The organism is Paenibacillus sp. TC-CSREp1 (assembly GCF_050171015.1).
In the GTDB taxonomy this organism is placed as follows: domain Bacteria; phylum Bacillota; class Bacilli; order Paenibacillales; family Paenibacillaceae; genus Paenibacillus; species Paenibacillus silvae.
This window is the reverse complement of record NZ_JBNOKM010000016.1, coordinates 169,271-184,325: the sequence shown is the minus strand read 5'-3', so window position 1 is coordinate 184,325 and position 15,055 is coordinate 169,271. Positions and strand designations below refer to the sequence as shown.

Genomic DNA, 15,055 nt, shown 5'->3' with positions numbered 1-15,055 from the left:
ATTGCAATGAGCCTCCAGAATGTATGGAGATATCACATGCAATGATTCACCTTGTTTTGTTTATTTTATATCGTCAAAATGAAAGCGCTTGAAAAACATTGAAATATACATGATACTTTCATCACCGTGTCAGAAGATGTTCCACCATCACATCGGCATGTTATTTACGAATTTAGTCAGTGTGGGAAAATGGTTTATCTATACCTTACACACAAAAAAGGGGGGAACACGGTTGAAGCCTTATGCCATAAGGCTTTCGGGCATTTTAGCAGTCTGCGAAAATAAGCATATGAGGCAAACCGTAACTCTTTTACCGATGTACCCGAATTTAGTCTGTTGTCAGAGATCACAATATTATGGAATACTCGGGGCAAGCTTTAAAACATTCACGTAAAGCCAAAGGGGATGAACAGAATGACAAGAAAAGGGAGTCTAAAGAAGTTGATGGGTTTGGCACTTACAGCAGTAATGGGTGTCTCACTACTTGCGGGGTGCGGATCTTCAGACAACAAATCAGCAGAAAGCGGAGCAGCTGGTGATGGAAAACGCGTCACATTAAAGGTGGAGCTTTTCGACCGGGGTAAAACACCTTCTCAGTACACGATCTCAAACAACTTTATCTCTCAAATGATTCAAAAGAACTTTGGTGATCCGAACAACATTGACGTACAATTCGTACCTGTTCAACGTTCTGAGGAAGTAACCAAGCTGAATGTCCTGATGGCTAGTGCTTCGGACGTTCCTGATATTGTCTTCGTTTATGACTCCAGCGTGTTTTACCGCTATGCACAACAAGGCGGTTTGACAGATGTAGGTGATCTGATTAATCAGTATGGACCGAATCTGAAAAAGTTTTTGGGCGAAGATACATTAAAGTTTGGTCAAGTGGAAGGACAGCAGTTCGCGATTCCGGGTAAACGTGCGATTACGGCTCGGTACAGCTCCTTCGTTCGTCAAGATTGGTTAGATAAACTGGGAATGCCAGCACCTCAAACAACAGATGAATTGTATAACACATTGAAAGCATTTAAAGAAAAAGATCCTGGCCAGGTGGGAAGTCAAAACATTCCTATGGGCTTTGCACTTGCACCAGCTTCCTATGAGCCACTAATTTACTCTTTCATTAAGCCAATCGCTGGGGATAAAACATATTCTCAACGTTATGAATTACCTCTGCATGAAGGATTTAAAGAATCTATGCAGTTCTTGAACAAGCTGTACAACGAAGGCCTGATCAGTAAGGATTTCAGCTTGGATAAGGATAAAACCCAATTAAATAAAGATATTGCAAATGGTAATACTGGTTTCTTCTCTGAAGATGTTGACTCCATTTTCTGGCCAGATGGATCTTATGATCTGTTGAAAACAAACAAACCGGACAGCAAACTGGCTCCGCTCGATGCATACACCAATGCGTATGCTGATGGAAAACATATCAAGTCCCGTTATGGATCGAATGGTATGTACATCATGATTCCGAAGAGCAGCGAACGTGCGGTAGAAGCGATTAAATATCTGGATTGGATGGCTTCCGATAAAAACCTCACTGATATCTATGATGGTGTAGAAGGCGAGAACTATGATCTGGTAGACGGTGTTCCGGTTGCTAAAGCAGACGCTACTCAAGAAGCAAAAGATCGTTTGTTCAACGCAGGTGATACAGCTATTATCTCGAACGGTAAAAACCTGGGTGATCAGGCTTTGAATGAAAAAGCATGGATTATGGGCTTCCCTCCAGCAAATCAGGAAATCTTGAAAAAAGCACTTGAAGTTGCAAACACGGATACGGTTGGACCAATTGTCTTCAGCAAGCCGATTCAGGCAGAGATGAAGTACAGTACAGCACTGTCAGACAAACTGGACGTTATTATCGTAAAAACAGCGATGGCAAAACCTGAAGAATTTGATGCCGTGTATGAAAAAGAAATGGCTGACTACATGTCCTTGGGCGGATCTGAGCTGAAAAAAGAATTGGAAGCTGCTGAACAATAAGCAAAATGAAATGTCTGTAAATTGAAGTGTTTCGAGGAGGCTTGTGCCGTCGCTCAGGCGGCGGCATAACGTTTCTTCGTTTGTGAGGAGGAGAGAGAGACATGACCACATACTTGAAGAGATACTGGCAGTTGTATGCGTTAATTTCATTGCCCCTGATTTACTTTCTCATTTTCCGTTATGGACCGATGTATGGTGTGCAAATTGCTTTTAAAGACTTCAACTTGTTCCAAGGGATTAACGGTAGTGAGTGGATCGGCTTCGATGCTTTTCGTGAGGTATTTGCAATGCCGGATTTCTACACTACATTACGCAACACGTTTATGCTGAATTTTCTTGATCTGATCGTTTCATTCCCTGCTCCAATTATTCTGGCGATTATGCTCTATGAGGTACGATTCAAATGGTTTAAGAAAATTTCACAGACCATTCTGTACATTCCTCACTTTATCTCCTGGGTTATCATCGGGGGGATTGTATACCAGTTGTTTGGCAACCAATCCGGTATGGTAAACGGAATACTGGAGAGCATGGGCTTAAATTCCATTCCATTTTTGACAGAAAAAAATCCATGGCTTGTTACCTACCTGTTTACAGGTGTGTGGCAAAGCGCTGGGTGGGGAACCATTCTATATCTGGCTGCATTAACCGGTGTGAACAAGGAATTGTTCGAGGCGGCAGAGATTGATGGCGCAACGCGGCTGAAGAGAATTTGGCATATTACACTGCCAAGTATTAAACCAACCATTGTAACCTTGCTTATTCTTAATCTTGGAAATATGGTCAGCATCGGTTTTGACCGGCCTTTCGTTATTGGTAATACGGCTGTTCGTGAATATTCCGATGTACTTAGTACCTTCGTATATAGAATGGGTATACAGTCTGGGCAGTATACACTTGCAACGGTTGTAGGCTTATTCCAGGCAGTTGTCGGATTGATCTTTGTCCTCGGTTCCAACTATATCTCGAAGAAAACGACGGGAGAAGGTATTCTTTAACCTCACAAGAGCAATAAGATGTATGCCCTCCGGCTTGTTGTATATATAGACCATTAGTAAAGGAGCTGTGCGCAGATGAGTGACCGCACCTCGAACCGTATTTTCGATATTGTTAATGTCACCTTTATTACTTTGTTTGTTATATTCTGTCTTGCTCCGTTTCTGCACACCATTGCCATATCCATGAGTTCGAACCGGGCCATCACATCAGGTGAAGTAACGATCTTCCCAAAAGAGTTCACCTGGGATGCCTACGGTCAAGTATTTTCAGATAGCTCAATGATTTATTCTTTAGGATTTACAACGATTCTTACGATTGTAACGACGTTACTCTGTATGTTGTTCACCATTGCTGCAGCATACCCGTTGACGAAGAAAAAATTAAAAGGCCGCAAGCTGTTTATGTACATCATTATCATTACGATGTTCTTCAGTGGTGGTATTATTCCTGAGTATTTGCTGATTCGTGATCTTCATTTGCTGAACTCTGTATGGGCGTTGATTCTACCAGGGCTCGTGAGTCCATTTAACCTGATTATCCTGATCTCCTTCTTCCGCGGAATACCGGATAGCCTGGAAGAGTCTGCCGAGATTGATGGAAGCTCTCATGTGCACACACTCTTTAAAATTATTTTGCCACTGTCTTTGCCTGTACTTGCTACACTGGCTCTGTTCTATGCGGTTGGACGCTGGAATGGCTTCCAGGATTCACTGATGTACATTAACGACCCGAAATTATATCCTCTGCAGCTGAAGCTTTATCAGATGGTACAGAACAACATGGTAAGTGAGCTCACACTGCTGGAGGGTGCAAACCGTACAAGATTAACACCAGAGAGCCTTAAAGCTGCTACGGTTGTTTTTGCAACAGTACCGATCCTGCTCGTATATCCATGGTTGCAAAAGTATTTTGTCAGCGGCGCAATGCAAGGAGCAGTTAAAGGTTAATTCGTAGTCCCCATACACGCAAACATCACAATCGGGGAAGGAGAAGGAATGATATATGCAGGGAAGAGACAAGGGAGAATACTCATTCTCGACATGCTGGAACATCAGGAGACATCCTGTAGGTGAGGACATGATTCGGGAGATTGCAGAGCTCGGCTTTCGCCGGGTAGAGCTTAATTATAACGTAACGAAGGAAATGCTCACGACGATTGAGCCGATGATCGAGCGCGGGGAGATTGGGGTGTCCAGTGTACACAATACCTTCCCTCATGATCCTGATCCTGATTATGGAACGGATTCCGTGCTGCTTGGCTTTGAGGATGAAGTGAAGCGCAAGCGGGCGATTGATCTGCTGGTCGGATCGGCTGAATATGCACATCGTTATGGCGGGGAAGCTGTTGTAGTGCATCCGGGTGAGGTGCCCTTCCCGCATGATGTCAGCAAGGACCTGGAGAAGCTCTATAGGGAGGAAGGCACGGATTCCCCGCAATATCGCAGCAAATGGGCGGAGTTCATAGAGCGGCGTGAAGCACTAAGTGCAGGTTATATTGAGAAAATTATTGTCAGTCTCGATGAGGTCTGCAACCGGGCGGTATCCAAAGGGCTGGGCGTCCGTTTTGGAATTGAAACCCGTTCACGGCCTCAACAGATTCCTACACTTGCCGAAGCGAAGACGATCATTCAGGCTCTTAAAGGAGCTCCGGTTGGCATCTGGTACGATACGGGGCATGCCATTATGATGGATCGACTGGGGCTTTATGACAGCGTGGGCGAGATGCAGGGGCTGATGGATGACATCGTTGGTGTCCATATCCATGAAACGTTGGGATTGTCCGATCACTGGTGTCCGTACGTTCATAGTAAGGATATGCACTTCTATGATGCGTATCTTCCGATGATCCGCAAGGCACAGGTGAAGGTCTATGAACTTAAAGCGGCTTGTGAGCCGGATGCCATTCATGAAAGTCATGAGCTGCTGGTACAAAAGCTTGCAGCGTTAGAGGAATAGATAGGCAGAGCGATAAGATCGGTTAGCTTGGGCTGTTAGAGCGCACAGCTGGCTGATCTTCTCTTTTGCACAGGAGCATGGGGATGCGAGGTATTGAATGGAGGGGAACTGCAGATGTACAGACAAATGGTAGACAGCAATGACAGAGCGGCAGAGCGAGGAATGGAGCGGCAGATGCTTGATCCGGAGAATCGTTATTATGGCGGTACGATTGATCCCTCAACTGGTGTGGCTTGGGTTAATCATACGACTGGCACGCCAACAGATATGTGTTTCTGGGGAGCGGCGATATCGAATCCTGACTCCAAATATTATCGGGATGAAGCGCTGCTGGAGCGCTTGAGACTGGCAACTGAATTTGTGCTGCGGCATCAGCATAGTGATGGTTCCATATCACCGGGCTGGACCAACTATCACTCTCCGCCGGACACTGCGTTTGTGGTCGTAGGTTATTCACAGCTGTACCAGCTTCTGAGTCAGCAGGATTGGGCTCCGCTCAAGCCTGTGCTGGATAACATGCGTTTGTTTCTGGAGCGCACGATTCCAACGATGCTTACAGGAGGCTGTCATACACCTAACCATCGCTGGGTTCTATGCGCGGCTCTCGGCTTTTTGCACGAAATTTTCGGGATAGAAGAAGCGGTGCAGCGTGCAGAGCAATGGCTTGCAGAGGGTATTGATATTACCCCGGATGGGGAGTGGACAGAGCGCAGCAACGGAATCTACAATGCGGTGAGTGATATTATGCTTATTCATGCAGCCCGTTTGCTGGACCGTCCTGAGCTGCTGGAGCCGGTACGTCTGAACCTTCGGATGATGGTCTATCTTGTACACCCGGCGGGAGAGATTGTGACGGATTACTCAGGCCGTCAAGATCTGGGCAGCATTCACGACTTGTCTTCCTATTATTTGCCATATGCCATCTTGGCCAAGCTTGATGCAGATCCGATCTTTGCAGGCATGGCGGCATGGGCAGACAGTACACTGACTGACCCGGGCGTATGCTCGGTCAATGCTCTTGTTCGCTTGCTGCTGGAGCCTGAGCTTCAGCAGACAGAGGGTACAACAGATGCGCTTCCAGATCAATATGAAGTAATGCTGAATGAACATTTTGCACGGGAGAATTATGTGAACCAGATGGAGAATGCGGGGCATCATGGGCGCATCTCGTACAGTCGGATGCATACGGATTTTGGTGCCCCGGTTGCCCGGATACGAGACGGGGAGACCAGCGTAACGGTGATGACAGAGGTACCGCCATTTTTCGCGCTCCGTCACGGCAAAGTTCGCCTGCTTGCGGTGCAGCTCGCTTCTTATTTCAACCCGGGATACGTACCGATGCAGCACATGACCCGCCTGCCTCAAGGATATCAACTGACCGGGGAACAGAAGAAGGGGTATAACGGCCCGGTTCCGACAGCCGATCTGCCTGCTTCGGCTTCTTCGCCGATCAGCCCGTGGTATTTGCTGCCTCATCAGACCCGAGCACTTACGCATGAGCAAACTTTCCGCGTAGGCGCCGAGGTCGTGCAGACGGAGAACGGCTGGACGATTCATCTGACCGGTGAGGAACCGCAGGATGTCATGATGCAGTTATCCTTTGTATTTGGTGACGAAGGAGAACTCAGCTATGAGGATGGGACTGTAACGAGTGATGGCAGCGTTCTATGGAAGAGCGGCAAGCTGCGCTACAGCTGCGGAGACGACTGGCTGGAGCTGGATGGCGGTGAAATGGGTCATCTTGCGGCAACGGTCCGCGAAGCTAAGATGCCAGAGAAATGCAAAGTTGTGCTGGTAAACTTCATGACACCTTTTGATAAAACGATCCAGATCACTCTGTCTCCTTCACTTGCTAAAAAAGGTTAAATTACAATCCATTAGCAGCTATGAAGGAATTAGTGCAAGCTATAATTAGAAAGATGGCATTTCATTCATGAGCTGTGGATGAGATGCCATCTTTATTTTGCATTATTTTCATAAACGACATGAAACTACATATAGCGAAGAGGGTCTGAAGATGTGGTATACTGGAGAGTATGAATGAAAGCAAAGAGGAGGTGCCTTGCAAGATGAAGGGCAAGCTAGTGCGGACCGAGGGTCACCTTGCCAATATTATACCGATTCATTTGGATGCTTCTTTCTTTTTTGAAAGAGCTGTCCGCTCGCTGGACCGTAATCATGTCGACAAGGCATTGAAATATTTTCGCAAAGCTGTTGAATACGAGCCGGACAATCCGGTGAATCATTGTAATATGGCAGGTATTTTATCGGAGAAGGGGGATTATGAGGCCTCCAACGCCATTTTGGCACATGTGCTGGATGTGGTGGACCCGTCGATGACGGAATGTTATTTTTATATGGCGAACAACTATGCAAACATGGATCGTTTTGAGGAAGCTGAACGGGCACTTGTGACCTATCTGGAGGAAGACCCGCAGGGCCAGTTCATGACCGAAGCCGAAGAGATGATGGAGCTTTTGTATTATGAGCTGGATCGTCCGGCCAAGTTGAATCGCATCAAGTCGCGCAAAGGTGTTGTGGAGCATGATCAGGCAAGGGAATTGCTGGAGGAGGGGAAGTTTGCACAAGCGGCGGAGCTGCTTGAAGGCATGTCCTCCGATTATCCGGATTATCTCGCTGCACGCAACAATCTGGCGTTGGCCTATTATTATATGGGACTGTTCCCCAAAGCCAAGGAGACCATTGCAGAAGTGCTGGAACAAGAACCGGGCAATCTGCATGCGCTCTGTAATCTGGCTATTTTCCATCAAAACGAGAATCGTACGGACCAAGTGCTGCTGTTGATTAAAAAACTGCGTGTGCTCGTGCCCTTTGAGCACGAACAAGTGTACAAGCTCGCTACAACCATGGGCATCCTTGGCCAGCATGATGCAGCATATACCCATTTCCGCCGATTGCTCAAATACGAGGAAACGGCTGCTGATCCGGCCCTTGCGCATTATGCCGCGGTCGCGGCGTATAATACAGAGCGATATGATATCGCAGAGCGGCTCTGGCATCATGTGAACAAACTTGATCCGGGATCGGAAGTGTCACGTTACTATCTCGCGGGTCTTGAAGAGGTTCGCGAAGGTTTAAAAGAACCGATTAAGCTCAGCTATCACTATCATCTTCCCTTTGACGAGCAATTCAAGCAATGGGAGAACTATAACAGCGGCATTCCTGAGGAGATGAAGAATGATCCACTGATTCGTTCCTCGTTCTTCTGGGCACTGCGACATGGTGATGCAGCGACCAAGCTGCAGGTTATTCATGCGCTGGGCATGATCGGTGATTATGAGGTGCAGCAGGCCCTGCAATCATTCATTGAGGAGCCTGGTGAAGAGCCTGCTTTGGTTAAGGCGGCACAAGGCGTTCTGAATGAACTGCAAGCGGCTGAATACGATGGGCAGGATGCCAAGAGTGCCAAGGCTAAGGTGTCCAGACTTTTGTCCAGTTCCAATTCCAGTTTCGGTGAGCCGCTAAAATCTGATCGTACAATGGACCATACTGAGTACAAAACGAATTCATCCAGTGCGGGAGCTTCACCCCACTGGCAGATTGTAGTCGACCGGGCGCTCCAGATGTCTGAGGCTCAGGCAGAAGTGCAGCAGGAGATGGAGCGGTTGTGGACGGATTATGTATCCAGAGTTCATCCAGAGCTGTCCAGCTCCAAGCAGATCGAAGGATGGGCAGCAGGCCTTGAATATTTGGCTTCCAAAAATAACAGCAGACCCGTGACGTATCAGAGCATCGCGGAACGTTACGGCATATCTGCATCTACTGTCAGCAAGTATGCGAGACAGATCAATCTAATCTGCAATGTTGCCCCGCCGAACGCCTAGGGTCTGAATGCTGTCATGTGTTTAAGGCTGCGTGACCAATGCCGTTGTCCTGAGGAGAAGGATACATTGACCGGGAAAACGGGTAAACTTAACGAGTGGGCCTCAAAATGCCTGTAGGATATCATCTTGGCAAGTTATTCGTGAGTAGAACACATTCTCAACCTGATGAAGGAGGCTGTATCTATATGTCTAAATACAGAACGATTGTGATCGGAACCGGACCTGCGGGGCTGACAGCGGCAATATATCTGGCTCGTGCAAATCTGAATCCGCTGGTGATTGAAGGTCTTCAGCCGGGCGGGCAACTGACAACGACAACGGAAGTAGAGAACTTTCCTGGTTTTCCGCAAGGCATCATGGGACCGGAACTGATGGACAATATGCGCAAGCAGGCAGAGCGTTTTGGTGCGGAATTCAAGAACGGCTGGGTGGAGGAAGTTGACTTCAGCAAGCAGCCTTTCAAAGTTAGCGTTGGCGGGATCGGTGAGCTTGAGGCAGATTCAATCATCATCTCCACCGGTGCTTCGGCACGTTATCTTGGCATCCCGGGAGAGCAGGAGAATGTAGGACGGGGAGTTAGTACCTGCGCAACCTGTGACGGATTTTTCTTCCGTGGCAAAAAAATTGTTGTGGTCGGCGGCGGTGACTCCGCGATGGAGGAAGCCAGCTTCCTGACCCGTTTTGCAACAGACGTTACACTGGTTCACCGCCGGGATGAGCTTCGTGCATCGAAGATTATGCAGGACCGTGCTCGGAGCAATGAGAAGGTAAAGTGGGCATTGAACCGTACACCGCTCGAGGTTGTACCTGAAGCAATGGGCGTAAAAGGGTTGAAGGTGCGCAATAACGAAACAGGCCAGGAAGAGCTGATTGAAGCCGATGGCGTATTCGTGGCGATTGGTCACACACCGAATACCGGTTTTCTTGGCAATGCAATCACACTGGATGAGCATGGTTACGTTGTAGTGAAACCAGGAACAACAGAGACGAATATTCCAGGTGTATTTGCTTGTGGTGATGTGCAGGATACGAAGTATCGCCAAGCTATTACAGCCGCAGGCTCGGGATGTATGGCAGCGATGGACTGTGAAAAGTTCCTGGAGGGAAGCATCGTTCATGATTGGAGCGAAACGCTGAATAAGTAATACGCATGCCAGGCCTCTGGCTTGGCATAAGCTGGATATAAGGGACGACGGGAAGTCTCATACGCTGAGAGAAGCCGGAGGGCTTCTCTTTTTTTTCAACAATGGACATGATATGGACATACATATAGGTTATATTAGCTGTGAGGTGAAGAATTTGGGGGAAATGATAAAAGAGTGGTTACAAAATGCAACAGTCAGGCGTTTTTTGATTTTACTACTGTTTTGCTTGATTTTGTTCAGTATGGGAAGCATGCTCCATATGATTCTGCTTTTATTCCTGGTGACCTATGTCATGAACAGGCTGCAGCATCTGATTACACGAGGACTGAACCGGTTTTTTCCAATTAACTACAAAGTTGTGGTTATCCTGCTTTACATGATTGTTATTGCCGGAATTGTGCTTGGAATATCAAGATACTCACCACGAATCGTTGATCAGGTTGTGCAGCTGACCAATGAAATTATGAAGTTTCTTGACACGGCGGATGGCGATAATTTTGCCTCCAAGATTGCAGGTTACCTGCAGTCCTTCGACATTAAAAATTATACGAATGAAGCATTGAAATACATTTTTGCTTTGAGTAAATGGCTGGAGTTCATTCTGCTGGTTATCATTTTGAGCTTGTTCTTCCTGTTGCAGAAGAAAGAGATTTATAAATTCACGTCCAAATTCAAAACGAGTAAAATCGGCTGGTTCTATAATGAAGTAGCATATCTGGGCGACAAGTTTGTATCTTCTTTTGGTAAAGTGATTGAAGCGCAGCTCCTGATTGCTGTATTTAATACGGTGCTGACAATGCTCGGCCTGTGGATTCTCGGGTATCCGTACCTGTTTGCCTTAACGATTATGGTCTTTCTGCTGAGTCTGGTGCCGGTTGCGGGTGTGATGATCTCCCTTGTGCCGCTTTGTCTGATCGGGTATCAGCTGGGCGGGCTGCAGATGAGTATCATCGTGATTATTATGATCATCATCATTCATGCCTTGGAGACATATTTCCTCAATCCTAAGCTGATGGCGCACAAAACCAAACTGCCGATGTTCTACACCTTTATTGTGTTGATTCTATCGCAGCACTTTCTTGGAATCTGGGGATTGATTATCGGTATTCCCATCTTTGTGTTCATGCTCGACATTCTCGATGTCAACAAGATGGAGAGAACCGACGAGCCGGTGCGCGTTGAGTCGAAGCTGTAATTGATCTCTAAGGATAGTTAACTCTGAATTGTTGAAAACGAATAAACGCCTCCAGAACTTTGCTGGAAGGCGTTTTTTTGTGATCCCTGCACCGGGGGGTGATGGTCAAACATATGAATTTGCTTTCTCACAGCCACCCCTTCTGTTCAGCTATGGACACAGCCTCCATTCGGTTCTTGGCATTCAGTTTGGCAAAGGCCTCTGACAAATAGTTGCGCACCGTTCCATAAGACAGGTGCAGGGATGCAGCGATATGGTTGGCGTTCATGCCAGTGGCTGCCAGTCTCAGCACTTCCTTTTCTCGCTCTGTTAGTGGGTTAGCCGATTTGGCAGCACCAAACACAAGCTCGGGTGATACCTCACGACCACCATTCATGACGCGACGGATGGCTTCAGCCAAACGGTCACTGGGTTCGTCCTTGAGCAGGTAGCCTTGTACCCCTGCCTGTATAGCACGTTCCAGAAACCCTGGTCTTGCAAAAGTCGTGAGAATAATTATGCGACAGTTCAGTCCAAGTTGCTGTATGCGTTCAGCGACATCCAACCCACTTATGACAGGCATCTCGATGTCCATCAGACACAAGTCAGGCTGAAGTGAAATAATACGCTGTAAGGCTTCTTCTCCGTTACCCGCCTCGCCAATCACTTCAAAATCATCCTCCAGATCAAGCAGAGAGGCTAAAGCACCCCGAAGCATACGCTGATCTTCAGCGATGAAAATACGAATCATGATGGTATCCCTCCTTGAAGTTCGTTTGCAACAATGGGGAGGAACAGTGTCAATTGGGTCCCCTGTGTATCCGATTCTATCTGGAGGGAGCCATCAATCAGATGCAGCCGTTCCGACATGCCCTTCAGGCCATTGCCTTGATGCTGATTGCTTGGTATTCCTGTTCCATTATCCTGAATGGTAATATAGATTCCATCTACTTCCCGCATGAGTAAAATACGACTTCGGGTTGCTTTGCTGTGTTTCACGATATTCGTCACCGCTTCGAGCAAACATAAGCTGGCCATATTCTGCGTGAGATCTGGTATATCATTGGATACCTCCTGCGCGGTAGTCAGCTCGAGTTCAATATCTGCGCTGCGCAGCATTTCCCTGGCATCAGCCAAGGCTTCGACAAGGCTGATCGCTCGCATATCGGAGACAAGCTGACGCACTTCCCTCAGGGCTGCTCTGGAAGTGCGTTCGATCTCGCGAGCTTCCTGGATCGCACGTTCCGGATTTTTGCCAATCAGCTTTGCCACCAGCTCACTCTTTAATGTAATTAACGAAAGGGTGTGTCCCATCGTATCATGCAGATCTCTCGCAATGCGCATCCGCTCCTCGCGTTTGATTAATTCCTTGATATGCTGTTGGGCCTCATCAAGTTTTGCTTCAAGCTGCTGACGATCCAGCATGGTGCGAATACCGTAAGGAGAAATCAGCATGATGAGGTAAAATGGAGTGAAAAACAACAGCTGCTGGGAGCTGAGCTGATTAACAGCCATGGCCATAATGATCGGAATGGTCTGAATGATTGCAAATACCAACAGAAACACTCGAAAAATTTGCTTCCCGGTATACCACCCTATGAAGTTGGCCGTAAAAAATCCAAGAAAAAACATGTTAGGATCAATGATCAGAGTCAGGATAAAAACACATAACATCTGCAAAATGAGCCAGTAGGAAAATAGAATGCGGCCTGCTGTCATATATAGCTGCCGATAGGTCAGGACAAATACAATAAAAGTAATAATTCCGATGTATTGTTCATGTCCTCGAGCGTCGGACAGGTAGTATATAGGCATAGCTAAGTAAACCATCCAAATGTAAGGATAGATTCCAAATCGTTTAGGGAAAAGCTCAAATCCTCGAAGCATATACCGAGATTACGCCTCCTTCTGTCTGCTGCGGATATATGTGGATAGTAACATAAATGCCGCCAGATAACCTCCCAAAATAAGAATGTCCCGTAATTGCGGCTTGCCACCGCCAATGATGACCCATGCACCGTTGCCAAAACTGTAGGAGGGAAGCCAGCGTCCAATCTGTGCAAGCCAGCCGGGCATAACGTCAAGCGGCATCCACATGCCTCCGAGCAAGGCGAGTGAGAGGTATAAGGCGTTGCTCAATCCACTTGCGGTATCTACTCGGCGCAGCGTTCCGATACAGGTGCCGAGGGCAAGAAAGGGCAGAGAACCGGCAAGAATCCATAATGCAGATATGATCCACTGCGAGAAGCTGAGCGAGACGCCGTTAATCAGATAACCGGACGTAAAGATGACGATAATCGAGCATATATGGATGAAAGTCTGGCCTATCATTTTGCCACCGAAATAAATAGAGTTTGGCAGCGGTGTGACCCTGAGGTAGGTAACCCAGCCGTGAGCTCTCTCTTGTACGAGGCGAATACCGAGTGTCATGATCGACGAACCCATCACACTGAAGCAGGTCATGGACATTAGATAATGAGCATTCCATTTCTGGGCATCTACAGCATCGGTTGTAAATATACGTGTATATAGTACGTAGAACAGCACTGGAATCAGCAAGGACCAAAACACAAAATAGACATTCCGAATCATACGAATCATCTCTGCACGGGATTGAGCAATTAACATGGACATTATTGTTCCTCCTCCTTAACGTTACTCAGCATGGACGCATAGGCGTCTTCCAGCTGTCCTGATTCAATGCGGATATCCTGAACAGGAAGCTGCATCGTTATGATCTGACGAATCAAAGCGTCTGTATCTTTGCTGTGGAGAACGCACCGATGGTGATGATACTGCACTTGATCCACGCCCGGTATTTTTTTGATCAAGTCGAGATGTGGCGCTGCGTCTGTATCCATGATTTCTGTATGAGCCGATTCGCCATTCAACTCAAGAAAAGGTGTATAGGTAAAGGACAAGGTTCGCTTGGTCATTCCGTTTTTGATTTGTTCCGGTGTGCCGTCAGCAGCAATAGTGCCTTCGTTGAACAATATAATCCGATCAGCTGCTTCGTCTGCTTCCTGCAAATAATGTGAGGTAAAGATCACGGTTTTCCCTTGTTTCGCAAGTGTGCGGATCTGCGCCCAGAATTGTCTGCGAGTCTCGGAATCCAGGCCTACCGTGGGCTCGTCGAAAAAAAGAATGTCGGGGTTGCCAGTCATGGCCAACGCAAAATTCAAGCTGCGCTTCTGTCCACCGGACAGCTTTTCTGCTCTTCGGTTCAGATCATTCGGTGACAGGCCGGTTAATCTCTCCAATGCTGCTGTGTCCAGAGGAGCTGCATAATAGCTTTGTACCATACGGATCATCTCGCGTACGGTGAGAAAGTCCATAACACTGACATCCTGCATCATGACACCAATCCGCTGCAGGACCTGCTTGTGACCTGGAGGCATGCCAAGGATTCGGATGCTGCCCGAGGAAAGGCTGGTGAGGCCCAGCATCATTTTAATCGTTGTTGTTTTACCCGCACCATTAGGGCCAAGAATAGCTGTAATCGAACCTTGAACGATTTCAAGCGAAACTTCGCGGACAGCTGATTTGTTTCCGAACTGTTTGCTAACATTATCCAGTGTAATGATGGTCTTCTTATGTGAATTCTTCATGTATAATCACGTCCTTTGTCTAATCAATAATGGGATACTTTCATCTTATCTGTGAGGACGTGAGTGGTTTAGTAAGCATTGTCATGAATATCAGATGACAATTGTCATTTTTTCATGAATGGAACGAGTGATGATGATATATTATGAGTTGAGGCCTCCGTATCTATTAGGGGAGGAGAGAGAGCCTGCGTTTTAACTAGACAAAAGTAGTATGTATGCGCATACAAAAAAATGTGTGACATCGTTCACAATGCCTCAGGGACCGGGTATGTCCAGAGGTCTTCTCGTCTTGACCCCGGCGTATCCTTCAATTATAGTTGGTACGTAGGACTAAAC

At 47.1% G+C, this 15,055-nt stretch carries 12 protein-coding genes; 8 read left to right on the top strand and 4 right to left on the bottom strand.

Features of this window, described 5'->3' with window-relative positions; translation table 11 throughout:
- Positions 1–405: 405 nt before the first annotated feature.
- From ACQSGY_RS23650 to ACQSGY_RS23615, 8 genes are all read left to right on the top strand, one after another.
- On the top strand, positions 406–1,992 hold the full coding sequence (locus ACQSGY_RS23650) for an extracellular solute-binding protein (RefSeq protein ID WP_216518638.1): 1,587 nt from the start codon (positions 406–408) through the stop codon (positions 1,990–1,992).
- A gap of 101 nt (positions 1,993–2,093) precedes the next feature.
- Positions 2,094–2,990, top strand: a complete 897-nt coding sequence (locus ACQSGY_RS23645; RefSeq protein ID WP_216518640.1) for an ABC transporter permease — start codon at positions 2,094–2,096, stop codon at positions 2,988–2,990.
- 75 nt (positions 2,991–3,065) lie between these two features.
- Positions 3,066–3,938 (top strand): carbohydrate ABC transporter permease, encoded by an 873-nt coding sequence (locus tag ACQSGY_RS23640; protein WP_184191114.1) that lies wholly within the window; start codon positions 3,066–3,068, stop codon positions 3,936–3,938.
- 55 nt (positions 3,939–3,993) lie between these two features.
- Positions 3,994–4,947 carry a sugar phosphate isomerase/epimerase family protein gene (locus ACQSGY_RS23635; protein WP_427181149.1) on the top strand — a complete coding sequence of 318 codons (954 nt, stop codon included), beginning with the start codon at positions 3,994–3,996 and terminating at the stop codon, positions 4,945–4,947.
- A gap of 114 nt (positions 4,948–5,061) precedes the next feature.
- Entirely contained in the window at positions 5,062–6,813 is a 1,752-nt protein-coding gene (locus tag ACQSGY_RS23630; protein ID WP_427181147.1) for a hypothetical protein, read from the top strand.
- A gap of 203 nt (positions 6,814–7,016) precedes the next feature.
- Positions 7,017–8,792 carry a tetratricopeptide repeat protein gene (locus ACQSGY_RS23625; RefSeq protein WP_427181145.1) on the top strand — a complete coding sequence of 592 codons (1,776 nt, stop codon included), beginning with the start codon at positions 7,017–7,019 and terminating at the stop codon, positions 8,790–8,792.
- Positions 8,793–8,977: 185 nt separating this feature from the next.
- Positions 8,978–9,937, top strand: coding sequence for a thioredoxin-disulfide reductase (trxB, locus tag ACQSGY_RS23620; RefSeq protein WP_145405837.1), 960 nt, complete (start codon positions 8,978–8,980; stop codon positions 9,935–9,937).
- Positions 9,938–10,049: 112 nt separating this feature from the next.
- A complete protein-coding gene (locus tag ACQSGY_RS23615) occupies positions 10,050–11,132 on the top strand; it encodes an AI-2E family transporter (protein ID WP_353957324.1) in 1,083 nt (360 codons plus the stop codon).
- A 127-nt stretch (positions 11,133–11,259) separates the two neighbouring features.
- Here ACQSGY_RS23615 and ACQSGY_RS23610 read toward each other — a convergent pair whose 3' ends face one another.
- From ACQSGY_RS23610 to ACQSGY_RS23595, 4 genes are all read right to left on the bottom strand, one after another.
- A complete protein-coding gene (locus ACQSGY_RS23610) occupies positions 11,260–11,862 on the bottom strand; it encodes a response regulator transcription factor (RefSeq protein ID WP_216518646.1) in 603 nt (200 codons plus the stop codon).
- Positions 11,859–12,941, bottom strand: a complete 1,083-nt coding sequence (locus tag ACQSGY_RS23605; RefSeq protein WP_427181190.1) for a sensor histidine kinase — start codon at positions 12,939–12,941, stop codon at positions 11,859–11,861. Before ACQSGY_RS23605 ends, ACQSGY_RS23610 begins: the two co-directional genes overlap by 4 nt.
- A gap of 66 nt (positions 12,942–13,007) precedes the next feature.
- Positions 13,008–13,745 carry an ABC transporter permease gene (locus ACQSGY_RS23600; protein WP_184191128.1) on the bottom strand — a complete coding sequence of 246 codons (738 nt, stop codon included), beginning with the start codon at positions 13,743–13,745 and terminating at the stop codon, positions 13,008–13,010.
- Positions 13,745–14,719 carry an ABC transporter ATP-binding protein gene (locus ACQSGY_RS23595; protein WP_427181142.1) on the bottom strand — a complete coding sequence of 325 codons (975 nt, stop codon included), beginning with the start codon at positions 14,717–14,719 and terminating at the stop codon, positions 13,745–13,747. The genes ACQSGY_RS23600 and ACQSGY_RS23595 overlap by 1 nt, the downstream gene beginning before the upstream one ends.
- Between the last annotated feature and the right edge of the window lie 336 nt (positions 14,720–15,055).